General features: G+C 74.0%; 23 protein-coding genes. 10 read left to right on the plus strand and 13 right to left on the minus strand.

Going from position 1 to position 26041, the window contains the following annotated elements:
* Positions 1-12 precede the first annotated feature (12 nt).
* Positions 13-483 (minus strand): SPW repeat protein, encoded by a 471-nt coding sequence (locus AB0N76_RS28035; RefSeq protein WP_363561651.1) that lies wholly within the window; start codon positions 481-483, stop codon positions 13-15.
* A gap of 209 nt (positions 484-692) precedes the next feature.
* Between AB0N76_RS28035 and AB0N76_RS28040 the strand changes: the two genes are divergently transcribed.
* Entirely contained in the window at positions 693-1268 is a 576-nt protein-coding gene (locus AB0N76_RS28040; RefSeq protein WP_363561653.1) for a PadR family transcriptional regulator, read from the plus strand.
* An 81-nt stretch (positions 1269-1349) separates the two neighbouring features.
* A complete protein-coding gene (locus tag AB0N76_RS28045; protein ID WP_363561655.1) occupies positions 1350-3050 on the plus strand; it encodes an acyl-CoA dehydrogenase family protein in 1701 nt (566 codons plus the stop codon).
* A gap of 51 nt (positions 3051-3101) precedes the next feature.
* Here the strand turns inward: AB0N76_RS28045 and AB0N76_RS28050 are convergent, their stop codons facing one another.
* The 3 genes from AB0N76_RS28050 to AB0N76_RS28060 form a co-directional block, all read right to left on the minus strand.
* Positions 3102-4460 (minus strand): M28 family metallopeptidase, encoded by a 1359-nt coding sequence (locus tag AB0N76_RS28050; RefSeq protein ID WP_363561657.1) that lies wholly within the window; start codon positions 4458-4460, stop codon positions 3102-3104.
* A 260-nt stretch (positions 4461-4720) separates the two neighbouring features.
* Positions 4721-6991, minus strand: coding sequence for a histidine kinase (locus AB0N76_RS28055; RefSeq protein ID WP_363561659.1), 2271 nt, complete (start codon positions 6989-6991; stop codon positions 4721-4723).
* 169 nt (positions 6992-7160) lie between these two features.
* Complete coding sequence (locus AB0N76_RS28060; protein ID WP_363561696.1) at positions 7161-7796, minus strand: response regulator transcription factor; 636 nt, start codon at positions 7794-7796, stop codon at positions 7161-7163.
* A gap of 423 nt (positions 7797-8219) precedes the next feature.
* Here AB0N76_RS28060 and AB0N76_RS28065 point away from each other — a divergent pair, with 423 nt between their 5' ends.
* Positions 8220-10478, plus strand: coding sequence for an ATP-binding protein (locus AB0N76_RS28065; protein WP_363561661.1), 2259 nt, complete (start codon positions 8220-8222; stop codon positions 10476-10478).
* 212 nt (positions 10479-10690) lie between these two features.
* Here the strand turns inward: AB0N76_RS28065 and AB0N76_RS28070 are convergent, their stop codons facing one another.
* The 9 genes from AB0N76_RS28070 to AB0N76_RS28110 all read right to left on the minus strand — a co-directional run bounded on the left by AB0N76_RS28070 (position 10691) and on the right by AB0N76_RS28110 (position 17192).
* Positions 10691-10870 (minus strand): hypothetical protein, encoded by a 180-nt coding sequence (locus AB0N76_RS28070; RefSeq protein ID WP_363561663.1) that lies wholly within the window; start codon positions 10868-10870, stop codon positions 10691-10693.
* Between the two features lie 174 nt (positions 10871-11044).
* A complete protein-coding gene (locus AB0N76_RS28075) occupies positions 11045-11599 on the minus strand; it encodes a VOC family protein (protein WP_363561665.1) in 555 nt (184 codons plus the stop codon).
* A complete protein-coding gene (locus AB0N76_RS28080) occupies positions 11596-12537 on the minus strand; it encodes an SDR family oxidoreductase (RefSeq protein ID WP_363561667.1) in 942 nt (313 codons plus the stop codon). The genes AB0N76_RS28075 and AB0N76_RS28080 overlap by 4 nt, the downstream gene beginning before the upstream one ends.
* Complete coding sequence (locus tag AB0N76_RS28085) at positions 12537-13265, minus strand: cupin domain-containing protein (RefSeq protein ID WP_363561669.1); 729 nt, start codon at positions 13263-13265, stop codon at positions 12537-12539. Before AB0N76_RS28085 ends, AB0N76_RS28080 begins: the two co-directional genes overlap by 1 nt.
* A gap of 133 nt (positions 13266-13398) precedes the next feature.
* Positions 13399-13824: a hypothetical protein gene (locus tag AB0N76_RS28090; RefSeq protein WP_363561671.1), complete on the minus strand. Its 426-nt coding sequence runs from the start codon at positions 13822-13824 to the stop codon at positions 13399-13401.
* Entirely contained in the window at positions 13821-14456 is a 636-nt protein-coding gene (locus tag AB0N76_RS28095; RefSeq protein ID WP_363561673.1) for a hypothetical protein, read from the minus strand. The genes AB0N76_RS28090 and AB0N76_RS28095 overlap by 4 nt, the downstream gene beginning before the upstream one ends.
* Positions 14457-14738: 282 nt before the next feature.
* Positions 14739-15149, minus strand: coding sequence for a hypothetical protein (locus AB0N76_RS28100; protein WP_363561675.1), 411 nt, complete (start codon positions 15147-15149; stop codon positions 14739-14741).
* Positions 15146-15853, minus strand: coding sequence for a cupin domain-containing protein (locus AB0N76_RS28105; RefSeq protein WP_363561677.1), 708 nt, complete (start codon positions 15851-15853; stop codon positions 15146-15148). The genes AB0N76_RS28100 and AB0N76_RS28105 overlap by 4 nt, the downstream gene beginning before the upstream one ends.
* Positions 15846-17192: an iron-containing alcohol dehydrogenase gene (locus AB0N76_RS28110; protein ID WP_363561679.1), complete on the minus strand. Its 1347-nt coding sequence runs from the start codon at positions 17190-17192 to the stop codon at positions 15846-15848. Before AB0N76_RS28110 ends, AB0N76_RS28105 begins: the two co-directional genes overlap by 8 nt.
* A 211-nt stretch (positions 17193-17403) precedes the next feature.
* Between AB0N76_RS28110 and AB0N76_RS28115 the strand changes: the two genes are divergently transcribed.
* The 7 genes from AB0N76_RS28115 (at position 17404) to AB0N76_RS28145 (ending at position 25980) form a co-directional block, all read left to right on the plus strand.
* Positions 17404-18873 (plus strand): phosphoribosyltransferase family protein, encoded by a 1470-nt coding sequence (locus AB0N76_RS28115; RefSeq protein ID WP_363561681.1) that lies wholly within the window; start codon positions 17404-17406, stop codon positions 18871-18873.
* Positions 18874-19183: 310 nt separating this feature from the next.
* Positions 19184-20398, plus strand: coding sequence for a 4-hydroxyphenylpyruvate dioxygenase (gene hppD / locus AB0N76_RS28120; protein ID WP_363561683.1), 1215 nt, complete (start codon positions 19184-19186; stop codon positions 20396-20398).
* Positions 20399-20437: 39 nt separating this feature from the next.
* Entirely contained in the window at positions 20438-21640 is a 1203-nt protein-coding gene (locus tag AB0N76_RS28125) for a cupin domain-containing protein (RefSeq protein ID WP_363561685.1), read from the plus strand.
* The gene (locus AB0N76_RS28130; RefSeq protein ID WP_363561687.1) at positions 21637-22509 is read left to right on the plus strand and encodes a hypothetical protein; all 873 of its coding nucleotides are present in this window, start codon (positions 21637-21639) and stop codon (positions 22507-22509) included. The genes AB0N76_RS28125 and AB0N76_RS28130 overlap by 4 nt, the downstream gene beginning before the upstream one ends.
* A 43-nt stretch (positions 22510-22552) precedes the next feature.
* Positions 22553-23773, plus strand: coding sequence for a fumarylacetoacetase (fahA, locus tag AB0N76_RS28135; RefSeq protein ID WP_363561689.1), 1221 nt, complete (start codon positions 22553-22555; stop codon positions 23771-23773).
* A 251-nt stretch (positions 23774-24024) separates the two neighbouring features.
* Complete coding sequence (locus AB0N76_RS28140; protein ID WP_363561691.1) at positions 24025-25065, plus strand: enoyl-CoA hydratase/isomerase family protein; 1041 nt, start codon at positions 24025-24027, stop codon at positions 25063-25065.
* Between the two features lie 135 nt (positions 25066-25200).
* A complete protein-coding gene (locus tag AB0N76_RS28145) occupies positions 25201-25980 on the plus strand; it encodes an enoyl-CoA hydratase (protein ID WP_363561693.1) in 780 nt (259 codons plus the stop codon).
* Positions 25981-26041: the final 61 nt, after the last annotated feature.

Consider the following 26041-nt stretch of genomic DNA (forward strand, 5'->3'; position numbering starts at 1 on the left):
TTCCGGTGTCCGTCAGCCCCTGGCTCGGCCGGCCCGGCCGCGCCTCATCGCTGCTCCGTTCGACGTCATGGTGGCCATCGAGATGGCGGCGAGCCCCAGCAGGAACATCACGCCGCCCGCGATCATGCAGGTGACGATGTTCTTGCCGCGGTCCACCTCACCCGAGACGACCCACGGGGAGATGATCGTCCACGCGCCGAGCAGGGTGGCCGCCCAGGCCCGTGCGTGGGTGCGCTCGTACGCCGAGCCGTAGCCGGCCATCAGCACGCAGTAGGCGAGACCGACGATCAGGCAGGTGACGGTCAGCGTGCTGAAGGCGGTGAAGCCGACGATCCATGGCGAGGCCGCCAGGAACAGGCCGGCGAGAACGGCCAGGGCCTCGATGCCCTGGGCCTGCGGGGTCAGGGTGACCCGCTCGTAGTGCTCCCGGAGTTCGACGATGTCCGGATGGTGCTCCATGCCCATCGGGATCTGGGTAGACACCGATACCACCTCCTAGGTCTGGAACATGGAGGGCTCTAGCCCAGTACCATTCTGTCGCCGTTCGGCCGTTTTGCACCTTTTCGCCGGGGAAGCTACCCTGCCCGCCACGTGTCACCCTCCGCGCCGTCCCGGCCGCCGCGGGTGACCTCCGTCTCACCGCCGCCTGTCGCCATTGCGTATGCAACTCGTTGCATAGCAGGATGCCGGTCATGGCACTGGAGCACGCGATCCTCGTCTCGCTGCTGGAACGGCCCGGCTCCGGCTACGAACTGGCCCGGCGCTTCGACCGGTCCATCGGCCGCTTCTGGACCGCCACCCACCAGCAGATCTACCGGGTGCTGCGGCGGATGGAGGCGGACGGCTGGGTCCGCGCCGAGGAGGTCGCCCAGGACGGCCGACCGGACAAGAAGGTCTACTCGGCGGCCCCGCCCGGCCGGACCGCGCTCGCCGCGTGGCTGCGCGAACCCGTCGAACCGGAGACCGTCCGGCACGAACTGGCCGTCCGGATCCGCGCGGCCGCCTTCGACGACCCGGCGGCGCTGATCCCCGAGGTCGAACGGCACCGCGAGAGCCACGCCACGCTGCTCGCCCGCTACCTGCACGGCGAACAGCGCGACTTCCCGGCACCGGACGCGCTCGCGCCCCGGGAACGGCTCCAGCACGTGGTGCTGCGCGGCGGGATCGAGTACGAGCGGATGACGCTCGCCTGGCTCGACGACGTCCTCGCCACCCTGCGCGAGCTGGTCGCCGACGGCGCCGGCACCCCCACCGCGCCCAGTGACTGACGTCCCCCTGATGTCCCCCTGACATCCCCCGAAGTTCCCTCCGAAGTTCCGAACCACCCTCGACCCCCCCGGGAGCCCGCGATGCTCTTCAACCCGCGTACCTACGACCCCGCGCAGTTCGACGAGCCGACCCGCCGGCTGCTGCGCGCGACCGTGGACTGGTTCGAGTCGCGCGGCAAGAAGGCGCTGATCGACACCTACATCGACCGCACCTGGTACGCCGACTTCCTCGAATTCGCCGCCAAGGAAGGCCTGTTCGCGGAGTTCCTGACGCCGTCCGCGGCCGACCCGGACAAGCGCTGGGACACCGCGCGGATCGCCGAGCTGAACGAGATCCTCGGCTTCTACGGCCTCGGCTACTGGTACACCTGGCAGGTCACCATCCTCGGCCTCGGCCCGGTCTGGCAGAGCGAGAACGAGGCGGTCCGGGCGCGCGCGGCGAAGCTCCTGTCCGAGGGGCACGTGATGGCGTTCGGGCTCTCCGAGCGCAGCCACGGCGCCGACATCTACTCGACCGACATGATCCTCACCCCGGACGGCGAGGGCGGCTTCACCGCCACCGGCTCCAAGTACTACATCGGCAACGGCAACGTGGCCGGCCTGGTCTCGGTGTTCGGCCGCCGCTCCGACGTCGAGGGCCCGGAGGGCTACGTCTTCTTCGCCGCGGACAGCCGCCACGAGGCGTACCACCTGGTCAAGAACGTGGTGAACGCCCAGATGTACGTCAGCGAGTTCCGGCTGGAGGAGTACCCGGTCCGGGCCGAGGACGTCCTGCACACCGGCAAGGCCGCCTTCGACGCCGCGCTGAACACCGTCAACGTCGGCAAGTTCAACCTCTGCACGGCCTCCGTCGGCATCTGCGAACACGCCATGTACGAGGCCGTCACGCACGCCCACAACCGGGTGCTCTACGGCAAGAAGGTCACCGACTTCCCGCACGTCCGCCGGGAGTTGACCGACGCCTACGCGCGACTGGCGGCGATGAAGCTGTTCGCCGCCCGCTCGGTGGACTACTTCCGCACCGCCTCCCCCGAGGACCGCCGCTACCTGCTCTTCAACCCGATGACCAAGATGAAGGTCACCACCGAGGGCGAGAAGGTCATCGACCTCATGTGGGACGTCATCGCGGCCAAGGGCTTCGAGGCGGACACCTACTTCGACAAGGCCGCCAAGGACATCCGGGGCCTGCCGAAGCTGGAGGGCACCGTCCACGTCAACCTGGCGCTGATCCTCAAGTTCATGGCCAACTACCTGTTCGACCCGGCCGAGTACGCGCCGGTGCCGAGCCGGCTGGACGCCACCGACGACGAGTTCCTGTTCCGCCAGGGCCCGGCCCGCGGCCTCGGCGCGATCCGCTTCCACGACTGGCGGACCGCCTACGACGCGCACGCGCACGTCCCGAACGTCGCCCGGTTCCGCGAGCAGGCCGACGGCTTCTGCGAGCTGCTGCTCAGCCACGCGCCGAGCGCCGAGCAGCAGGCGGACCTGGACTTCCTGCTGGAGATCGGCCAGCTGTTCGCGCTGATCGTCTACGGCCAGCTGGTGCTGGAGCAGGCCGAGCTCACCGGGCTGGACGCGGACCTGCTGGACCAGATCTTCGACGCGCTGGTGCGGGACTTCTCCGCGCACGCCACCGAGCTGCACGGCAAGGCGTCGACCACGGAGGCGCAGGCCGCCTGGGCGCTGGCGCACGTCCGCCGCCCGGTCGCGGACGGCGCGCGGGCGGCGAAGGTGTGGGGCATGGTCGAGGCGCTCTCGGGCGCGTACGAGATGCCCGCGTAGCCGGTTGCTCCCGTGGGTGCCGGCCGGCGGGCCGGCACCCACGGGTGTCCGTCAGAAGGTGAGCTTCCAGCTGTCGATGTAGCCGGTGTCCTGCGAGGCGATGTCCTGGACCTTGAGCTTCCAGGTGCCGTTGGCCGCCACCGCGGAGGCGTCCACCGTGTACGTGGTCTGCACGTTGTCCGCGGAGTCGTTGCCGCTGGCGTCCTTCAGGCGGAAGGTGGTGCCGTTCGGCGCGACCAGGTCGATGACCAGGTCGCCGCGCCAGGTGTGCTTGATGTCCACGCCGACCTGGAGCGCGGCCGGGGCGTTGCCGGTCCGGCCGGTGACGGCGACGTCGGAGGTCACCGCGCCGCCGTTGTCCGGGATCTGCACGTCGGCGGTGTTCTCGAAGACGGTGCCGGTGGGCGGGGTGGTGCTGCCGGCCGCGAGGGTCCAGATCGCGTACGCGATGGCGTCGCTCATCCGGTCCAGCGCGGTGTCGTTGATGTTGGCGCTGGTGTCGCAGGAGGAGTGGTAGCAGCGGTCGAACGGCTGGCCCGCCGTCCCGCCCCACTTCGCCGCCTGAGCGCTGGTCTTGGTGTAGTCGGCGCCGCTGAACAGGCCGCCGACCCGGATGCCCGCGTTCTGGAACGGGGCGTGGTCGGAGCGGCCGTCGCCCTCGAAGTCCTGCTCGGTGCTGATGCCCAGGCCGGCGAAGTAATCGCGGAACAGGGCGTCGAGCGCGCTGTCGTAGCGGTAGGTGAAGTAGCCGGGGTTGGGCGAGCCGATCATGTCGAAGTTGAGGTAGGTCTCGATCTTCGAACGCTCCGTGGCGCCCAGGCCGTTGACGTAGTTCTTGGAGCCGACCATGCCGTACTCCTCGGCGCCCCACCAGCCGAACCGCAGGTGCTTGGTGGGCTTGAGTCCGGCCCGGGAGACGGCGAGCGCGGTCTCCAGGACGCCGGCCGAGCCGGAGCCGTTGTCGTTGATGCCGGGGCCGCCGGTGACGGAGTCCAGGTGGGCGCCGGCCATGACGACGTGCGAGGTGTCGCCGCCGGGCCAGTCGGCGATCAGGTTGTAGCCGGTCGAACCGTTGTAGCTGAAGGTCAGCAGGGTGGTGGTGTAGCCGGCCGCGTCCAGCTTGCCCTTCACGTAGTCGATCGAGGCCTTGTAGCCGGACCGGCCGTGGGCCCGGTTGCCGCCGTTGGCGGTGGCTATCGACTGGAGTTGGGCGAGGTGCGCCTTGACGTTGGCGACCGGGATGTCGGGGGCGGCCGCGACCGTCGTGGACGCGGCCACCGCCTGGGCCGGCGGCACGGTGGGGGCCGCGGCGGCGGCCGGGGCGAGGAGGGCGGCCGCGAGGGTGACGACGGCCGCGACGGGCAGGGCGGATCGGCGCAGGCGGGATCGCCGCGGAACGCGCTCGGTCATGGGGGCTCCGGTTTCTGGTGGGGCAGATCGGAAGCGCGTCATCTCGCGGGCGGCGTGGGAGTGCTGAGGGGGCGCGGGGGCCCGCCTCGCCGTAAAGTTGACGCGACCATGATGATTGAGCGAAGGCGCGGGTCCGTCAAGGGGCAGGGAGGCGGCGGGGTGGCCGGCGGCCGACAAATGACGGGTGACGACTGACAGCTGACGACTGACGGATGACAGCTGACAGATTTCAGATTTCAGATTTCAGATTCTGTCAGCTGTCAGTCGCCCGGCGACCGGTCCGGTGTGCGGGGCAGGACGGCGCGGACGACGGCGCCACCGTCGTGGTTGCCCGTCATGAAGCCGCCACCCAGCTCCTCGGCCCGCTCGGCCATCGAACGGAGTCCCACGCCCGAACCGCCCCCTCGGGCTCCGCCCCCGCCGCCCGGCGCCTCCGGCGGGAACCCGCAGCCGTCGTCCCACACCTCGACCGCGACCTCCTCCGCCCGCACCCGCAGCGTCAACCGGGCCTGCCCCGCGCCCGAGTGCCGCAGCACGTTGTGCAGCGCCTCCCCGCTGATCCGCAGCGCCGCGACCTCGACGGCCGCGGGCAGCACCGGCGGCGGATCCGGATCCAGCACCAGCGCGATCCGCACCCGCGGCCCGTCCAGCTCCGCCACCAGCCGCCGCAGCGCGACCGCCAGCCCCTCCCCCGCCAGCGCGGCCGGCGCCAACCCCTCGGTGATCCGCCGCAGCTCGTCGATCGCCTGCCCGATCCCGGCCGACACCGCGCGCAGCGAACGGGCCGCCGCGGAGTCCTCGGGCACGGCGGCGCGCGCGGTGTCGACGCCGAGCCGCAGACCGGAGAGCGTCGGCCCGAGCCCGTCGTGCAGGTCGTGCCGGAGCCGTCGGCGCTCCTCCTCCCGCGCCAGCACGATCTGTCGCCGCCCGCGCTGCAGTTCCTCGTACATCCGCAGCGAGGCGATCGCGGGCGCGGCCTGGTCGGCGAGGAACCGCAGCACTTCGTGGTCCTGCACGTCCAGCTCGGGCTGCCCGGCGCGCGGCGGCGCGTACAGGTCGCCGATCACCGCGCCCTCGTAACTGAGCGGGAACACCTGGCTGTTGGGGCCGATGGAGCCGAGCGAGGCGAGTTCGTGCGGCCCGGTGCGGGTGTGCAGGACGACCCGGGCGCCGGGCAGGCCGAGCGCGTTGACGACGGTGTCGCACAGCAGCGGCGGCGCGTCGGCGGGGCTGACGGCGCGGCTCAGCCGTTCGGCGAGCGCCCGCACCACCTGGTAGGGGCGGGCCCGGTCGCCGTAGTAGAAGCGGTCGACGGCGCGCACCACCCAGCGGGTGGTCGGTCCGAGCAGTCCGCCGATGGCCAGCGCTCCGGCCGCCAGCAGTTGCGCGCCCGCGCTGCTGGCCTGCGGCAGGGCGCGGCGCAGCAGCAGGGCGATGCCGAGGTAGCCGGCGATCAGCAGGGCGGTGAGGGCGAGGACGCTGAGCATCCGGCGGGTGGCCCGGTCGAGGTAGTGGGAACGGTCGCGGGTGAAGGCGTAGCCGACCGCGCCGAGCATCCACAGCGCGGACCCGGAGAAGTAGGCGACCGCCGCGACGCTCTCCGAAGTCCCGATCCGCAGCGCGATGTTGGTCGTGACCAGCCAGATCAGGTAGGGCACGAGGACGGCGGTGACGCTGCGGTGCGGGCGGGCGGAGCGCCGCCAGCGGACGGCGGCCACGGTCAGGCTGACGGCGACGATGCCCCAGGCGACCAGGGTCGCCCGCCACTCGTCCAGCGGCAGCCCCTCGTCGCCGGGCAGCAGGACGTCGTTGAAGTACGGGAGCCGGCTGCCGAGCCGGACGGCGCACGCGTGCAGGGCGCTCCAGAGGGCGACGGCGGCGACGTAGCCGCGGCCCGCGCCACCGGGCAGGCGCCCCTCGGGCAGCCAGAGCGGGAGCGCGAGCGAGACGAAGATGAACAGGGTGACGGAGGCGAGCAGCAGTGCCGCGCCGACCACCTCCGTGACCGGTCCGGCGTCGGCGACCGCGCCGGCCAGGAGGACGAAGCGGGAGAGGCAGCCGCCGAAGCCGGCGGCGAGCAGGCAGCGGCCGAGGCTGCGGCCGGCCGGTGGTCCGGGCGGGCCGGCGCCCGGGCGCGCGGGGTCGTCGGGGCCGCCGGGGCTGGCAGGGCTGACGGGGCCGGCGCGGTGGGCGAGGATGAGCAGCCCGGAGAGTGAGAAGGCGAAACCGAGGAGGACGGTCTCGCCGTCGTGGAGGTAGAACGGCGCGGCCCAGGCGGCGTCCTGGTGGGTGACGGCGAGCAGGACCCAGCCGAGTCCGCTGAGCAGGGTCGCGCCGCAGGTCCAGTAGGCCGGGGCCAGGGCGGTCCGCCAGGGGGCGACCGGCGGCTTCGACGGGGCGCCCGGGCTCGGCGGTCCGGTCGGGTTCGTCCGGGCGGCAGGGGTCGGCGGGGTCGTCGACGCGGCCGTCGACGGGGCCGGGGTGGTGACGGCCCGGCCTCCGCTGGCCGGGGTGACGGCCGGTTCACTCATCAGGGCCTCCTCCCCCGCGTCCTCCGTTCCTCCGCATCCTGCGCGTCCCGCCGTCCCGGAAGCGCGGGGCGGCGGTCCGGTCCGGGCCCCAGCGGCCTGCCCCGGCCCGGCGGAGCGGGGGCAGGGCGAAGCGGGGGGCACGGCGGGAGGGGGACACGCGGGCGCGGGGTCAGCCGTCGCCGAGGCCCATGTCACGGGCCCGGGCCACCGCCTCCGCGCGGGTCGCGACGTGCAGCTTCTCGAAGATGTGGGTGACGTGGTTGCGCACGGTCTTCTCCGCGACCACCAGCTCACGGGCGATCCGCCGGTTGTCGAGCCCCCGGGCCACCAGGTCCAGGACCTCCGCCTCGCGCGCGGTGAGCGCCGGGAAGAGCTGCCCGGCCTCCCGCACCCGGGCACCGGCCAGCAGGGTGGTGATCCGTTCGGCCACGTCCGCGCCGAACACCGCGCCGCCGGCCGCGACCGTCCGCACGGCGTGCAGCACCTCCTCCCGGCCCGCGCCCTTGACCAGGTAGCCGCGGGCGCCCGCCTGGAGGGCGGCGAGCAGGCTGCCGTCGTCGTCCGCCATGGTGAGCATCAGCACCGGCGGGGCCGGCTGCTCGGCGGAGAGTCGACGGGTGGCCTCCAGGCCGGAGCCGTCCGGCAGGGAGAGGTCCATCACGACCATGTCCGGGCGGTGGCGGGCGACCGCGTCCGGGACGTCGCCGGCGCGCTCGGCCTCGGCGACCACGACGATGCCCTCGGCGCTTTCGAGGGCGGCCTTGAGGCCCTCCCGGAACAGCGGGTGGTCGTCGACGATCAGCACCCGGACGGGCGCGGCGTCCGGCTCCTCCCCCGGAGTGCGGTCCGGGTCCTGCTCCGACTGCCGGGATTCCTCGGCGGGCTGCTCTTCATCCACCCGGCCGACACTACCAGCGATGTGACCGTGACTTTCCGTGACATGCATGGTCGGCTGGGCGGCCGTCGGGGCAGGTCACACCGGTGATCGGCGGCCCGGACGGCCGGATCGGCGGTGGGCGGACGGTCGACGGTGGGCGATCGTCGGGGCGGCGTGCGGGCGCTCGGGAAGCGGTGCGGCCCGCGGTGGCTCGGTGTGGCCTCCCGGTGACGGACGAGACCACTGCCCCATGCGCCCGGGACGACGGGCGGCCGAGACTGGTGGGAGCGCCCGGCCCGGCGACCGGCCGCCGCCGGTGGACCCCATCCCCACCCGTCCCTAGGCGGTGCCATGACCACGGTGATCTCCCCTCGCCCCCGGCCGCGGACATCCGCCGGGATCGCGCCACTCCGGACGCCCGCCCAGCGACAACTGACCGGCGCCGCCGCCGTCACCGCGCTCTGCCTGGCCATCGCCACGCTGTGGATCTGCTACGTGCTGGTCCACCTCGGCGACCCCGGCGTGGAGGCCCCCCGGGACCAGCTCGCCATCCTGCTCTACGCGCTGCCCACGGCCGGCGCGGGGATGCTCCTGCACGCCCACCGGCCGGGAAATCCGCTCGGTTGGGTGATGCTCCTCTACGCGCTGACGTCCATGCTGCCGAGCGCCACCGCCGCACCGGTCTGGGTGGAGGTCTCCGACCCCGGGATCGTCGGCGCGGCGGCGATCGTGCGCGGGGTCTGCGACACCGTCAGCCAGAGCCTGTTCTACGTGCTGCCGCTCTGGCTGCCCGCCGGTCGGCTCACCACCCGCAAGTGGTGGTGGTACATCGGCGCGGTCACCCTCTGGGTGCTGCCGGACAGCATGTCGTTCCTGGACCGGACCACGGTCTTCGGCCGCCCCAACCCGCTCGCGGGCGGGGCGGTCACGGGCTTCTTCGGCTCCGTGTCGGACCACCTCGACAGCCTCTACGACCCGGTCAACTACCTGCTGATCGGCATCGCGGCCGCCGTCCTGCTGGTCCGCCTGCTCCGGCCCGCCCAGGCTGCCCGGCCGGACTCGGCCGGCTCGGGAGGCTTGGAAGGCTCGGGAGGCTCGACCGCCGGGCCCCGGCGGCGGGCCCACCTCGCGGCGATGCTGGGCGCCTACCTGCTCTGGGCGGGCATGCAGGACTACTACACGCGCCGGTTCCAGTACGAATACTGGCTGAGCTACTCGCTGTTCACCGCGGCGGGCGCCGTGTGGGCCGTCGCGGTGGCGTTCCTGGTGGTGCGGGACGGCGGGTGGCGGCTCGACCGGGCGGCCCGGTCGGTGCTCACCGGACTGCTGCTCGTCACCGGGCTCACCCTGCTGTTCGTGGTGTGCGCGGCCGTGCTCTCCAGCTGGCTGCTGCCCGGCCGGGGCGCGGCGGCGCTGGTGCTGATCGCCCTGGTCTACGGGTTGGGCACCGGACTTCCCCGGGTCACCCGGTGGGCCGTGGGCGCCGTCGACCGGCTCTACTACGGCGAACGCGCCCAGCCCTACCAGGTGTTGCGGACCCTGGCCGGGCAGGTCCGACAGGTGGTCGAGCCGGAGCGGCTTCCGTCGGCGCTCTGCACCGCCGTCGCGGAGGAACTGCGACTGCCGGGCGTCGCGCTGACCGTCAGCACCCGGGCCGGGCGGCGCCCGCTGGCCGCCGTCGGACGGCTGGACGGGCCGGTGCAGGACTTCGCCCTGGTCCACCACGGCACGGTGATCGGGGAGTTGACGGTCGGCCTGCGGGCGGGCGAGGAGGAACTGGATCCGAGCGACGTCGGCATCCTGCGGTCGCTCGCCGACCAGGCCTCGCCGGCCGTCGCCTCCCTCCAGCTCCTGGAGGACCTCCAGGCCAGCCGGGAGCAGATCGTCGCGGCCCGTGAGGAGGAACGGCGCTGGCTGCGCCGGGACATCCACGACGGGCTCGGGCCGGCCCTGGCGGGGCTGCGGCTGCGGGTCGACAACGCGGCCTCGGCGGCGGGCTCGACCGCGGGCCCGACCTCCGCCCCGGCCGGGTCCGACACCGGAGCGGGGGCGGCGGGGAACGGGGCCGGCGACGGGCTCGCGGAGACGCTGCGGGGCATCTCCCGTGACCTGGCGATGACGATCAAGGAGGTGCGACGGATCACCGACCGGCTCGGGCCCGCGCCGCTCGGCGAGTTCGGCCTCGCCAGGGCCGTGCAGCACCTCGCGGCGACGTTCAGCAGTGACGGGCTGACCGTCACCGCCACGCTCCAGCCGGACCCGCTGCCGGAACTGCCCGCCGCCGTCGAGGTGGCCGCGTACCGGATCACCGCCGAGGCGCTGAACAACGTGCTGCGCCACGCCCGGGCCCGCCACGCCCAGGTGTCGCTCCGGGTGGACGAGACGCACCTGACGCTGACCGTCCAGGACGACGGGATCGGCCTCGGGGAGTTCCGGCCGCCCGCCGAGCAGCCGGACTGCGGGGTCGGACTGCGGTCGATGGCGGACCGGGCGGCCGAGATCGGCGGCCGCTGCACCATCGACCGGCAACCAGCGGACAACGGGACGCGGGTCCTGGCGGTACTCCCCCGGCACCCCTCGCACACACAGGGCGCGAGCGGCTGCCGGTGAGTGGCGGGGGACGACTGACAACTGACGGATGACAGATTTCAGCTGACGGATGACAGCTGACAGATTTCAGATTTCAGATTCTGTCAGCTGTCATCCGTCCGCCGTCACCTGTCATCGGCCGCCCGTCCGGGCACCGTCGGCGCCCCGGCGCTGGCGGCGCCGGGGCGGGGGGACGGATGGTCGGGGGAGGACGGACGGGCGACCGTGGGTGATCAGCCCTTGCAGTCCTGCTCGCCCGGCTTGCAGCGCCGCGCGGTTTCCGAGGCGTCGGCTGCGGGGCCAGGCTTGGCCACCGCGCTGACGACAGCGCTCCGGATGACGGCGGTGGCCGTGGCGAGCCCGACGAGTACGGACGCGACGCCGAGCGTCTTCGTTGCCGTGTTCGTTGCCATGGGTGGTGCTCCAGACTCTTTCTACTTCCGAACGGTCGAGCCGATCGACCGCTCCGCCCTCCACTCTGGTCGGCGGCACGCCCCGGGCGCATGGGCCCGCCGTCCCGTTCCGGTCCCAAACGGGAACCGGAACGGGACGGCGGGCGCGACGGCGGCTCGGTGCGCGGAGGCGCCTCAGGGCAGGACGCGGGACCAGCGTTCCTTCGGGGTGAACAGCCGCTCGGCGGTGGCGCGTTCGTAGGGCATGCCGGCGGGCATCGCGAGCACCTCCAACTGGAGCCCCCAGGGCGTGCGGAAGTACACCCAGCGGTCGCCGTCGATCGGTCCGCCGTCGGCGACGGTCTGCGGCTGTCCCAGGACCTTGACGCCCGGCTGCCACCGCAGGTAGGAGACGGCCAGGTCGACGTCGTCGACCGCGATCGCGAGGTGGTGGCCGCCCCAGTCGCTGTTGGCGGGCAGCTCGCGGCGCTGGTCCGGGGCGGAGTACTGGAACAGTTCCAGGTTGCCGACCGGCCCGAACCGCAGCATCGCGATGTACGCCACCGCCTCCCGGTGGACGCCGAGTTGCCGGGTCATCCAGTCGGGGTCGCCCGGTGGCGCGGCGATCGGGCCCAGGCGGTAGAGCAGCCGGGCGCCGAGGACGCCGGTGAAGAACGCCACCGCCTGGTCGAGGTCGGGGACGGTGAAGGCGACGTGGTGCACCGCGCGGGCGCCGGGGATGCCGGTCATGGCGCGCTCCCTTCCGGAGCATGACGGACGGAGCCGGACGCGGCGGGGCCGGGGCAACCGGCGCCGGTCCGCTCGTGGGCGGCGTCGCGCTGGTTGGCGATCGCGCTCATCAGGCTGAGCCCGCCGTCGACGGTGAGCGAGATACCGGTGGTGTAGGCGGCATCCGGCCCGGCCAGGTGGACGATGGCGGCGGCCACCTCGGCCGCCAGTCCGGGCCGACCCACCGGGATGGCGGGCCGGGAGAAACCGGCGCGGTCGGTGAGGTCCGCGAGATCGGCGAGGTCGAGGTCGTCGAGCACCCCGTTCATCCGGGTGGCGGTCTCGCCGGGACTGACCGCGTTCACGGTGATCCCGTACGGCGCCAGCTCCAGGGCCAGCACCTTGGTCAGTCCGCCCAGCCCGCCCTTGGCCGCGCAGTAGGCGGCGCCACCGACGATCGGGGCGAACTCGTGGACGGAGGTGACGTTGACGATCCGCCCGCCACGCCCCTGCCGGACCATCCGGCGGGCGGCCGCCTGGGCGCAGGCGAACGGTCCGGTGAGGTCCGCCGTGAGGATCCGCTGCCAGTCGTCCAGGGTCTCGTCGAGAACGGATGAACGCCGGTTGATTCCGGCGCAATTGACCAGGATGTCGAGCCCACCGAGGTGTTCGGCGGCCCCCTGGACGGCCCGGGCGGCGGCCGCCGGGTCCGCGAGGTCGAGCGGGAGCAGCATGGTCCGCCCGCCGGCCAGGGCGGCCGTCCGGCGGGCGGCGGCCCGGTCGGTGCGGTAGCCGATGGCCACGGCGTGCCCGGCGCGCGCCAGGGCGACGGCGGTGGCCCGGCCGATGCCGGAACTGGCGCCGGTGACGATCGCCACCGACGGCGGCCGCGCCGGCCCGTCCGGCCCGTCCGGCCGCCGCCCGGGCCCGTGGCCGGGGGTGCCGTGCGCGGTGTCCATCACGCGGCCTCCGGCACGGCGGTCGGGCGGAACTGGTGGCCGGCCCGGGCGAGGCTGGGCGCGCCCAGGTAGCCGTGGAGGGCGGCGGTGGGGCCGGCCGGACCGGTCCGGAAGCCGTGCCACTCGCCGGCCGGCACGAACACCAGGTCCCCTGCGCGGAGCGGGACTTCGGCGCTGTCGGTGAGGTGGCTGCCGCCCCCCGAGAGGACCAGGAAGAACTCGTCGGCGTGCGGGTGCCGGTGCAGGTCCTGGCGGCCGCCGGTGGTGAAGATCGAGGCGGCGACGGTGAGCCGGCGGGCGCCGACCGTGTCGTCGGTGGCCAGCCAGCGCACCGCCATGCCGGACGACCCGGCGACGCAGGTGTCCGGCCTCGGCGGGGCGAACGGGACCGGGTACGGGCGCGGCGCGGGCTGGTCGCCGGGCACCGCGAGCGGCCGGACGGTGAGTACGGCGGCGGGCGCGCCCGGCAGGGCGGTGAGTCCGCAGGAGCTGCCCGGCGGGTGGTAGAGGCCCTCGCCCGGACCGAGCACCCGCCCGGCCGAGCGAATGCCGCCGGACAGGACCAGGGTCACCGATTCGCCGACCCGGGAGGGGTGTTGCTCGACGCGGACGCCGGGCGGCAGGGTCTCGACGGTCAGCCCGCCGTGCGCGGACGGCAGGTGCTGCGGGTCGATCAGTCGCCGGAACGCGGGGGCCGTGCGGGGTGCGGCTGCGGGTACGAGGATCACGCGAGGTCTCCTTCGGCGGTGGGCGGCGCCGTCGTCGTCACACCGCGCGGCGCCGGATCGACCGGCGCCGCGACGGCGTTCGTCAGGTGGATGGCTGGTGGGTGGGCGGTCGGTGGTGGGGCGACAGGCCCGATCACGGCCGGGTCCGCCGTTCGGCGCCCCGTCGTTCGGCGCGCCGCCGGGCCAGGGACTCGCGGGTCGCGGCGGAGCGGCTCGGCGCGACGAGGTCGAGGCAGAGCACCTCGGCGCCGAGCGGACCGGCCTCCAGTTGGAGCGGGCAACCCCGGCTCGCCAGCAGCAGATCGCCGTCGACGGCCAAGTGGTCCGGCTCTTCTGCGACTTGGCCGATGAGCAGGGAGCCGCGCAGGACGTAGAGGACGGTCTCATCCGCCGGCTGACCCGACAGCGTGTGGCGGGCGCCGGGGCTGAGCCGCAGGTGGTCGAAGGATTCGCAGGCGCTGGCGAGCATGGAGCGGCGCGCCAGGCAACGCAGGCGGACGCGCTCGCCGTTGGGGCCGATGATGACGGCGGCCGAGGCCGTCGCGGTGGCGACGATCACCGGGGCTCGCCTCCCTTCGGGCTGGAGGGGTTGTCCGGGTGGTCCGGCTGTTCGGGGAGCTTCGCGGCGGCGCCGCCCGGGCGGTCGACGGCCGGGCGGTCGACGGCCGGGCGGTCGACGGCCGGGCGGTCGGCAGCCGGGCTGTCAGCGGTGGACTCCTCGGTGTCGGGGTGGTCCGTGGCGGGGTGGCCGGTGGCGGGGCCCGCCTCGCTCGGGTGGTCGACGGTCGGGTGGTCGACGGTCGGACGGTCCGCCGCCGGGTGGGCGATGGCACCGCCCGGGTGCCCGGCGACGGCGAGGACCGCGTGGAAGAACTCAAGGCCGGCGGTTCCGGCGGTGAGAACGGTGCACGCGCCGAGCGGCAGGGTCAGGGCCGTGCCCTCGACCAGCGGGATCCCGGAGTCGGCGGCCATCGACGTCTCGTCCTCGGCCTCGTCCTCGGCCCCGGGCACCGTGGCGGTTCCCGAACCGGCCGTGATGTAGAGGGCTCGTTCGACGCCCTCGGCGGCGACCTCGACGCTGCGGCCCGGGTCGAGCCACTGCAGTCCGACGACGCGGAGCGGTCCGGTCAACACCCGGCTGGGGTCCACGGCGCCGCGTCGGCGGAGGTCGGTGATGACGGTGCCCGTCATGACGGGGCTCCTTCTGCTGTCCTGCGGTCCGTTCCGGGCCGCTTCTGCCCTCCACGGTGTGGCGCCTGTCGTCCCGGCCGCACGGGAACCCGGTCCCGTCCTGTTCCCGCCCCCGGGCCGGGCCCCTGCCCCCGGGGTTTCCGGGCCTGCGGGCGACGTCCCGGGGCGTCCCGGACGCTCCCGGGCGGCGTGGGACGGGACCGGCACACACAGACGACGGATGACGGATGGCAACTGACAGAATCTGATATCTGTCAGTCGTCATCTGTTATCCGTCATCTGTCAGCCGACATCCGCCGGCGCGCGCCCCTCCACCTCCGGCCGCCGTTCCGGCAGCGCGGCGCTCACCCGCCCCGGCAGGACGGTCAGGCAGAGCAGTTCCGCACCCAGCGGGCCGCCGTGCAGGTGCACGGACTCGCCGCGCGGGGCGAGCAGCAGGGCGCCCCGGTCGAGCAGGCGCAGCGGGTGGTCGGGGCAGTCGAGCAGCGCGACCGGTCCGCGCAGCACGTACCAGGCCGCCTCGGTGCGCTCGCGTCCGGCGAGGTCGTAGCAGGTTCCCGGCCCGAGCCGGATGTGTTCGAACGCCTCGCACTCGCTGTGCAGCATGCCCCGCCGGGCCAGGCAGCGGGTGCGGATCCGCTGGGCACCGGGCCCGACCAGCAGGCTGGGCCCGCCGGTTCCGGTGACGATCATCCCCGCTCACCGCCCGGCAGCGTGAGCTCCGCGTGGACGTACCCGAGCCCGTCCGGACCGGCCGCCAGACCTACCGCCGTGCCGAGCGGCAGGGTCACCGCCGTCCCGGCCCGCAGCGGCACCCGGAGGCCCCCGATGCCCGCCCGTCCGCCCCCGCCGGTGACGAACAGCGTGTGCTCGACGCCGTCGGCCGCGAGCTCGGCCCGTCCGCCCGGCGCCAGTTCGACGTGCCGCAGCAGGCGCAGCGGTCCGCCGATCACGGCGGACGGGTCCAGCGGTCCGCTCCGCCGCAGGTCGGCGACGACCGTACTGCCGACGTCCTCGCTCCCCTTCGTCCCTCCCACCGGGTCGGCCGGGAGCTCGATCACGAGCCACTCCAGCGGTCCGGCCCCGGTGTTGCGCAGCCCGTGTCGGGTGCCGACCGCCGTCAGCACGGCGTCGCCCGCCCGAACCGGGTACGGGCGGCCGTCGAGGGTCACCTCGCCCTCCCCCGCCAGCAGCACGTACACCTCGCGGGTGCGGGTGTGCAGGTGTTCGCCGCTGACCCCGCCCGCCGGGATCCGCGCCCACTCGACGGCCTCCCAGGCCCCGGTCAGTCCGGCGCGCCGGGCCAGGCAGGCCCACTGGGTGACCCCGGCCGCGCCGTGCACCCCGTGGACGTCGGCCGGCGCGCCGGTGTCCGCGACGACGACCGCGCTACGCACACGCCTCACACCCCTCCGGCATCCCGGCCGCCATCGGCCCGGCCGCCGCGCGGGACCGGTCGGCCGCCGACCAGGAGCGCAACCTCCGGGCCGCGTCGGCGAGTTCGCGCCCGCTCAGGTCGTCCACGAAGACCCCGGCGCCGATCCCGGACGGCAGCGGCAGCCGTTGCCGCCCGTCCCGGTGGCGGACGGTGTCGGCGAGCGCCTCGGCGAGCGTGACCGGTTCCAACAGGGGGTGCCAGACGGGCAGTTCGAGCCGTCGCATCAGCCGCAGGATCCGTTCGGCCTGCTGCGCGTCGAGCAGGCCGCGTCGCCGGGCGACCGCGGTGGTGAGCGCCATGTCGACGCAGACCGCCTCGCCGTGCAGCAGTTCGGGCAGTGCCCGCATCTCCAGGGTGGGGCTGAACGAGTGGCCGTAGTCCATCAGGCGTTCCAGGCGGTGTTCCCAGAGGTTGGGCTGGAGCTCCTGGAGCATGCCGTGGACGGCCCGGCCGAGGACGGCGGCGGCGACGCGCGGGGTCTGGAAACGGGCGTCGAGCAGGCCGTGGCCGTGCCGTTCCAGCAGGTCGAACAGGCCCGGTTCCTTGATCAGCGCGACCTTGAGGATCTCGGCGAGCCCGTTGGCGACGTGCCGCCGGTCCAGGGTGGCGAGGAAGGCCGGGTCGAGGAGGGTGTCGACGGCGGGGTGGTAGCTGCCGAGCCGGTTCTTGTGCCGGCCGTGGTTGACGCCGGTCTTGGCCCCGACGCCCGCGTCGACCAGGCCGATCAGTGTGGTCGGGACCCGGACGAACGGGGTGGAGCGGCGGTAGAGGCTGCAGGCGAGGCCGACCACGTCGGTCAGCACGCCGCCGCCGACGGCGAGCACCGGTTCGCCGCGCCGGGAGATGCCGAACGAGTCCATCCGGTCGGCGACCTGGAACACCGCGTCCATGGTCTTCACCTGCTCGTGGGCGAGCAGGACCAGCGTCTCGTACTCGACGCCCTGGGCGGTGAGGTAGCGGTGGAGCCGGTGGCCGTGCAGTTCGTGCACCCGGGCGTCGACGACGACGAGGCGCCGTCCGGGCGGGCCGCCGGCCCGGGCGAGGGCCGGGTTCCGGGGGTCCAGCACGCCGGGGACGAAGCGGACCCGGTAGCTGACCGGGAGCGCGGTGGCGACCGTCCAGCCGGCGGCCGGGTCCCCGCTCGCCGGGTCGCCGGTGGCGTGCAGACCCGGGGCGTGGGCGTCCAGGGCGCGCGCGGACGGCGCGGCCCGCTCGGCCGGGCCGTGGTCCGGCGAGTCGGCCGGGTGCGGCGGCCCGCCGGCGGCGGCAGGGCGGTGCTGGGGTTGGGGGATGGACACGGGACGGCTCCTTCGCGGGTCGGGCGGACCGGCCGTCGGGGGGCGGACCGCCGCGTTGTGGTCCACGCTGGCGCGCCCGTCGTCCCGGACACACGGGCGGCGGGCCCCATCCGCGTCCCGCCCCCGCCCGGGACCGCCCGGGACCGTCCGCCGCCACCCCCGCCCCCGCCGGACGTACGCCGGACGTACGGTGGACTCGGGAGGCCGAACCATGCACGCCACCGGTACCCACTTCACCGACCGCACCGACGCGGGCCGCCGCCTCGCCGCCTGCCTGGGCCACCTGCGTGGCCCCGGCACCATCGTGGTCGCCCTGCCGCGCGGCGGCGTCCCGGTGGCCGCCGAGGTGGCGGCCACGCTCGGCGCGCCGCTGGACATCTGCGTGATCCGCAAGCTGGGCGTCCCGTACCAGCCGGAGCTCGGGATGGGGGCGATCGGCGAGGACGGGGTGCGGGTCCTCAACGACCAGGTGCTGCGGCCCGCCGGGGTCACGCCGGAGCAGTTGGCCGCCGTGGAGGCCCGGGAGCGGGTCGAGCTGGAGCGCCGGGCCCGCCGTTACCGGGGCGACCGGCCGCCCGCCGACCTGCGCGGGCGGACGGTGGTCGTGGTCGACGACGGCATCGCCACCGGTTCGACCGCCCGGGCCGCCTGTCTGATCGTGCGGGCGCGGGGCGCGGCGCGGGTGGTGCTGGCGGTCCCGGTCGCGCCCCGGGACTGGACGGAGCGGCTGAGCGGGGTCGCCGACGAACTCGTCTGCGTGGGGACGCCGTCGCCGTTCTTCGCGATCGGCGAGTTCTACGCGGACTTCTCGCAGACCGAGGACGCCGAGGTCCTCCGCCACCTCGCCGAAGCCCAAGCCGACACCCGAGCCGGCGCCCGAGCCGACACCGAAACCGACACCGAAGCCGGCGCCGGAACCGCGAGCCCGCGGAGCGCCGTCCCCTTCGACCGCGACCTCACCCTCCGAGTCGGCGACGTCCGGCTCACCGGGCGGCTGACGGTGCCGGCCGCCGCGCGCGGCATCGTGGTGTTCGCGCACGGCAGCGGCAGCAGCCGGCACAGCCCGCGCAACCGGTACGTGGCCGACTTCCTCAGCCGTTCCGGCCTGGCCACCTTCCTGTTCGACCTGCTCACCGAGGACGAGGAGCCGGACCGGCGGAACGTCTTCGACGTCGATCTGCTCGGCGCCCGACTGACCGAGGTGGCCCGCACCCTCCCCACCGAAATCGCCAAGCTCGCCGAAATCGCCAAGCTCGCCGAAAGCGCCGAACTCGCCGACCCCACCCATCCCACCGGAATCCCCACCCCCACCACCCCCGCCGACACGCCCGGGCGCCCGCTCCCCCTCGGCCTGTTCGGCGCGAGCACCGGGGCCGCCGCCGCCCTGTGGACGGCCGCCCGGCTCGGCGACGGCGTGCGCGCGGTGGTCTCCCGGGGCGGCCGGCCGGACCTCGCCGGGGCAGACCACCTGGCCGCCGTCACCGCGCCGACCCTGCTGATCGTCGGCGGCCGGGACGGCGTGGTGATCGACCTGAACCGGCGGGCGCGCGAGCGGCTGCGCTGCGAGAGTGAGCTCGCGGTGGTGCCACGGGCGGGCCACCTCTTCGAGGAGCCCGGGACGCTGGACCAGGTCGCCGAGCTGGCCCGGGACTGGTTCCGCGACCACCTCGCACCGTCGTGACCCCACCCGCGCCCCACCGCGCCCCCACCCGTCCACCCCGCCCGTCCACCCGCTGATCGGCACCCGCGACGGCCGTTACGCAGAACTCGTGAAACACCCCCGCCCGACCAGGCATTCTGCACAGCCGGACCATTGATTTCCTGATCACCTTGTACACATTGAACAGTGAAAACCCGACCTGTTGCCCAACCACCCCGACTGGAGCAAGCTCTCCGCTCAGCCGCCCGCACCCACCCGTACCCACCCTTCGCGGCGCGGCCGCCTCAAGCGGATGCCTCAATGCCGAGGCCTCAATGTGGAGGAACCACCGATGACCCCGCAGTCCCACGCCCTTGAGCTGACCCCCGAGGAGCGCGAGGCCGGTCTCGACGCCGAGCAGCTGCGCCGCCTCGTCGGCCTCGTCGAGCACGACCCCGCCACCGACCCGTTCCCGGTCACCGCGCAGGACGCCGTCGTGTTCGTCGTGGGCAACGCCACCCAGACGGCCCAGTTCTACCAGGTCGTGTTCGGCATGGAGCTGGTCGCCTACTCCGGCCCGGAGACCGGCCGCCGCGACCGCAAGGCGTACGTGCTGCGCTCCGGCTCCTGCCGCTTCGTGATCAAGGGCGGCGTCGCCCCGGACAGCCCGCTGCTGGACCACCACCGCCGGCACGGCGACGGCGTCGTCGACCTGGCGCTGGAGGTGCCGGACGTCGACAAGTGCATCGCGCACGCCCGCGCGACCGGCGCGACCGTCCTGGAGGAGCCGAACGACGTCTCCGACGAGAACGGCACCGTGCGCCGCGCCGCGATCGCCACCTACGGCGAGACCCGGCACACCCTGATCGACCGCTCGCGCTACCACGGCCCGTACCTGCCGGGCTTCATCACGGCCGAGAGCCGGGTCAAGCACCCGGAGGGCTCGCCGAAGCGGCTGTTCCAGGCGCTGGACCACGCGGTCGGCAACGTCGAGCTCGGCAAGATGGACGAGTGGGTCACCTTCTACAACAAGGTCATGGGCTTCGTGAACATGGCCGAGTTCGTGGGTGACGACATCGCCACCGACTACTCCGCGCTGATGTCCAAGGTCGTCGCCAGCGGCAACCACCGGGTGAAGTTCCCGCTCAACGAGCCGGCGATCGCGAAGAAGAAGTCGCAGATCGACGAGTACCTGGAGTTCTACACCGGCCCGGGCTGCCAGCACATGGCGCTGGCCACGAACGACATCCTCACCACCGTCGACGTGCTGCGCGCCCGCGGCATCGAGTTCCTGAACACCCCGGACTCGTACTACGACGACCCCGAGCTGCGCGAGCGGATCGGCAAGGTCCGGGTACCGATCGAGGAGCTGAAGAAGCGCGGCATCCTGGTCGACCGGGACGAGGACGGCTACCTGCTGCAGATCTTCACCAAGCCGATCGGCGACCGCCCGACCGTCTTCTACGAGTTCATCGAGCGGCATGGTTCGCTGGGCTTCGGGAAGGGCAACTTCAAGGCCCTCTTCGAGGCGATCGAGCGCGAGCAGGACGCCCGCGGGAACCTCTGAGCGACTGAGCGACGGGACGGGTCTGGGAGGAGCAGGACGATGGCGTACTACCGACAGCTGGGCAGCATCCCGCCCAAGCGGCACACGCAGCACCGCACGCCCGAAGGCGGGCTGTACTACGAGGAGTTGATGGGCGAGGAGGGGTTCTCCTCGGACTCCTCGCTGCTCTACCACCGGGGCATCCCGTCCGCCGTGGTGAACGCGGTGCCGTGGGAGCTGCCGGACCAGTCGACGGTGCCCAACCACCCCCTGCTCCCCCGCCACCTCAAGCTGCACGAGCTGTTCGCGGGCCAGGAGTGGAAGTCCGCGGACGTCGTGTCCAGCCGCCGGCTCGTCCTCGGCAACGGCGACGTGCGGATCTCGTACGTCGCCGCCGGGGCGCCGAGCGAGCTGTACCGCAACGGGCTCGGCGACGAGTGCGTGTACGTGGAGTCCGGTTCCGGCACCCTGGAGTCGGTCTTCGGCACGCTGGAGGTCGGCAAGGGCGACTACGTGGTCATCCCGCGGGCGACCACCCACCGCTGGGTGCCGTCCGGTGACGAGCCGCTGCGCGCCTACTGCATCGAGGCGAACAGCCACATCACCCCGGTGAAGCGGTTCCTGTCCAAGTACGGCCAGTTGCTGGAGCACGCGCCGTACTGCGAGCGGGACCTGCGCGGCCCGGCCGGACCGCTGCTGGTGGACGAGGCCGGCGACGTCGACGTGCTGGTCAAGCACCGCGGCCCGAACGGCATTTCGGGCACCCGGTACACGGTGCCGCACCACCCGTTCGACGTGGTCGGCTGGGACGGCTGCCTGTACCCGTACGCGTTCAACATCTCGGACTACGAGCCGATCACCGGCCGGATCCACCAGCCGCCGCCGGCCCACCAGGTGTTCGAGGGCAACGGGTTCGTGATCTGCAACTTCGTGCCCCGCAAGGTCGACTACCACCCGCTGTCGATCCCGGTGCCGTACTACCACGCCAACGTGGACAGCGACGAGGTCATGTTCTACTGCGGCGGCGACTACGCGGCGCGCAAGGGCTCCGGCATCGGCCAGGGCTCGATCTCGCTGCACCCGGGCGGCCACACGCACGGCCCGCAGCCGGGCGCGTACGAGCGGTCCATCGGGGCGGAGTTCTTCGACGAGCTCGCGGTGATGGTGGACACCTTCCGTCCGCTGGAGCTGGGCGAGGGCGGCCGGGCCAGCGAGGACTCCAACTACGCCTGGACCTGGGCCGGTCGGGGGCCGCAGCAGTGAGCGCCCCCCACGCCGCGGCTCCCGCCGCTCCCGCCGTCCCCGAGCTGTTCCGGGGGCTGTTCGACGACGCGGCGGTGTTCCCGCCGGGGAACCTGCCGGTCGCCGAGGCGGTGCCCGCGCACCGCGCACACCGGTCCGCCTGGTACGCCGACGCGGTCGGGCCGTTCCTCTGCGGGGCCGGCCGGCTCGGCGAGGCGGCCGCCGCGGTGGCGGGCCCCGGGCCCCGCCTCCGGGTCGGGCTGGTGCTGCCGGGGGGCAGCGCCGAGCTCGGCCCGGCCCTCGCCGCCGCCGAACCGTTCGAGGTGGCCGGCGTCGAACTGGCCACCCGGGACGCCCGCGAGGCGGTCGCCGCGCTCGACCTGCTGCTGCCGCCGACGGTGCCCGCCGCGGTCGAACTGCCGCGCGAACTGCTGCGCGGCGACGGCCTGGACGAGGTGCTGGACGTGCTGGTGGACAGCCCGTACCGGGCCAAGTTCCGCACCGGCGGGGTGGTGGCCGGCGCGTTCCCGGACGAGGACGAGCTGGCCGGCTTCCTCACCGGCTGCGCGCAGCGCGGACTGCCGTACAAGTGCACCGCCGGACTGCACCACGCCGTCCGGTACACCGACCCGGCGACCGGCTTCGAGCACCACGGGTTCCTCAACGTCCTGCTGGCCGCCACCGAGACCGACCGGAAGGCGGCGGCGGAGGTGCTGGCCGAGCGCTCCGGCGAGGTGCTGGCCGCGGCGGTCCATGAACTGACCGACCGTCAGATCACGGTGATCCGGAACTCGTTCACCGCGTTCGGCACCTGTAGCATCGCCGAGCCGCTCGACGACCTGGCCGCCCTCGGCCTGCTCACCCCGCCCGCGGCGTCGCCGACCCCGTGACCCCCGCCGCCCGATCGCTCAACCCACCGCCCCTGGAGGACCGTTGACCACCCCCCGCAGCTGGCTCGCGAGCGCCCAGGACTCGCCGTTCGGCGTGCACAACCTGCCCTACGGCGTCTTCGCCGCGGCCGACCAGCCGGGTCGGCGGCGGATCGGCGTCCGGATCGGGGACTTCGTCCTCGACGCCGGCGCGGCCGCCCGCGCCACCGGGGAGCCGTCCGTGCTGCTCGACGCGGACTCGCTCAACCCGCTGCTGGGCGCGGGCCGTCCGGTCTGGACCGAGGTCCGCTCCTCGCTCACCCGCTGGCTGACCGAGGAGTCCCACCGGGACGCGCTCTCGCCGCTGCTGCTGCCGGTCGCCGAGGTGGAGCTGCACCTGCCGTTCGAGGTCGCCGACTACGTCGACTTCTACGCCTCCGAGCACCACGCCACCAACCTGGGCCGGATCTTCCGCCCCGGCACCGAGCCGCTGACGCCCAACTGGAAGCACCTGCCGATCGGTTACCACGGCCGCTCCGGCACCGTGGTGGTCTCGGGCACGCCGGTGGTCCGCCCGCACGGCCAGCGCAAGGCGCCGGCGGACGCCGTGCCGTCCTTCGGCCCGAGCCGCCGGCTCGACATCGAGGCCGAGGTCGGCTTCGTGGTCGGCGCGCCGTCCACGCTCGGCACGCCCGTCCCCCAGGACCGGTTCCGCGAGCACGTGTTCGGGGTCTGCCTGGTCAACGACTGGTCGGCGCGCGACATCCAGGCCTGGGAGTACGTGCCGCTCGGCCCGTTCCTGGGCAAGTCCTTCACCACCTCCGTCTCGCCGTGGATCGTGCCGCTGGACGCCCTGGAGCACGCCCGGGTGGCCCCGCCGGCCCGCGACGTCGAGCTGCTCCCCTACCTCGACGACCGCGACGGCGAGCCGTGGGGCCTGGACCTCGCCCTGGAGGTCCGGCTGAACGGCCACGCCGTCTCCCGCCCGCCGTTCGCCTCGATGTACTGGACGGCCGCGCAGCAGCTCGCCCACATGACGGTCAACGGCGCCTCGCTGCGCACCGGCGACCTGTTCGCCTCCGGCACGATCAGCGGCCCGGAGCGGGACACCCGGGGCGCGCTGATCGAGCTGACCTGGAACGGCGAGGAGCCGCTCAAGCTCCCGGACGGCTCGACCCGCAGCTATCTGGAGGACGGCGACGAGGTGACCATCACCGCGACCGCCCCCGGCCCGGACGGCACGGTCGTCGGCCTCGGCGAGGTCACCGGCCGCGTCGCCCCCTGACGCGCCCCTCCCCAACCACCGCAGCACCGCCGACCACAGCACCACCGACCGCAGCACCGCCGGACGGAGGGCGGCCCCGGACCCCCGGGCGCCGCCCTCCGTACTGTCCGGCCCGCTGTGCTCCCTCCCCCGGGCTTTCCGGCTCGCGGTACCGGACGCGCCGGGTGCGAAGGTACGGTGGCGGCGGCACGGATCTTCGGCGGGATCGCCGCCGACCAGCGCAGGACCGACGACGGACGGGAGCGGGCCCGATGGGTGACGAGGTGCAGGTCTACCGGGACGGCGGGGTGGGGCGGATCGTGCTCGACCGGCCGCGGGCGCTCAACTCGCTGACCCACGGCATGATCACGGCCGTCCGGGCGGCGCTGGACGGGTGGGCCGGGGACGACGCGGTGCGGGCCGTGGTGCTCACCGGCGCCGGCGAGCGCGGGCTGTGCGCAGGGGCCGACATCCGGGCGATGCACGACGACGCCAAGGCCGGCGGGGCCGGGACGCGCGCCTTCTTCCGCGACGAGTACCGGCTGAACGCGCTGATCGCCCGTTACCCGAAGCCGTACATCGCGGTGATGGACGGGATCACGATGGGCGGCGGGGTCGGGCTCTCCGCCCACGGGGCGGTGCGGATCGTCACCGAGCGCTCGGTGGTGGCGATGCCGGAGACCCGGATCGGCCTGGTGCCGGACGTCGGCGGCAGCCGGCTGCTCGCCCGTGCCCCGGGCGAGTTGGGCACCCACCTGGGGCTGACCTCGGGCTCGATGGGGCCGGGTGACGCGCTGCTGTGCGGATTCGCCGACCACTTCGTGCCGTCGGCGAAGGTGCCCGCCCTGCTCGCCGAACTCGCCTCTGCCACCGGTGACTTCGCGGCGCTGGTGGCCGCGCACGCCGAACCGGCGCCGCCCGCCGCCCTCGCCGGGCAGCGGGAGTGGATCGACGCCTGCTACGCCGCCGGCACGGTCGAGGAGATCGTCGGGCGGCTGCTCGCGCACGGTGCGCCGGAGGCGAAGGAGGCGGCCGAGCTGGTGCTCGGCAACTCGCCGACCGCCGTCAAGGTCACGCTCACCGCGCTGCGGCGGGCCCGCGTGCTGCCGTCGCTGGAGGCGGTGCTGAACCAGGAGTACCGGATCTCCTGCGCGGCGCTGGACGGCCACGACCTGGTCGAGGGGATCCGCGCCCAGGTCGTCGACAAGGACCGGAACCCGCGGTGGTCCCCGGCCTCGCTCGCGGCCGTCGGGGAGGCCGAGGTGGCGCGCTTCCTCGCCCCGCGCGAGGGCGATGAGCTGGGCCTGGGCTGAGACCGGGGCCCCCGGGCGGCCGTGACGACCGTCTCGCGGATCGAGACTGGCGCGAGGCGGGGCGGTTCGGAGATCGTTGGGTGGTCCAAGGCGCGCCCCGGGCGGCGCCGAGCAGCGGAATGGGAGTCAACGGCGATGACCGAGACCTACGAGACGATCCTGGTGGAGCGCAAGGGCCGGGTCGGGCTGATCACGCTCAACCGGCCGAAGGCGCTCAACGCGCTCAACACCCAGCTGATGAACGAGGTGGTGGCCGCGGCGACCGCGTTCGACCGGGACCCGGAGATCGGCTGTCTGGTGATCACCGGCTCGGAGAAGGCCTTCGCGGCGGGCGCGGACATCAAGGAGATGCAGGGCAACCGGTTCCCGGACGTCTACCTGGACGACTGGCTGGGCCCGTGGGACCGGCTCGGCGAGCTGCGCAAGCCGGTCGTCGCGGCGGTGGCCGGCTTCGCGCTGGGCGGCGGCTGCGAGCTGGCCATGCTCTGCGACATCCTGCTCGCGGCGGACACCGCGAAGTTCGGCCAGCCGGAGATCAAGCTCGGTGTCATCCCCGGCATCGGCGGCTCGCAGCGGCTCACCCGGGCGGTCGGCAAGGCGAAGGCGATGGAGCTGTGCCTGACCGGCCGGATGATGGGCGCCGAGGAGGCGGAGCGGGCCGGCCTGGTGTCCCGGATCGTCCCGGCCGACCAGCTGCTCGACGAGGCGCTGGCCACCGCGGAGAAGGTCGCCGAGATGTCCGCGCCGGCGGCGATCATGATGAAGGAGTCCGTCAACCGCGCCTTCGAGACCACCCTCGCCGAGGGCGTCCGCTTCGAGCGCCGCCTCTTCCACGCCGCCTTCGCCACCGCCGACCAGAAGGAGGGCATGGCCGCCTTCGCCGAGAAGCGCCCCGCCTCCTTCCAGCACCGCTGACGGACGGCCGCCGGTTGTCAGCCGCCGGTCGTCAGCCGCCGGTCGCCCGCCGTCGGCTGAC

Source organism: Kitasatospora sp. NPDC093806 (assembly GCF_040683335.1).
GTDB lineage: Bacteria > Actinomycetota > Actinomycetes > Streptomycetales > Streptomycetaceae > Kitasatospora.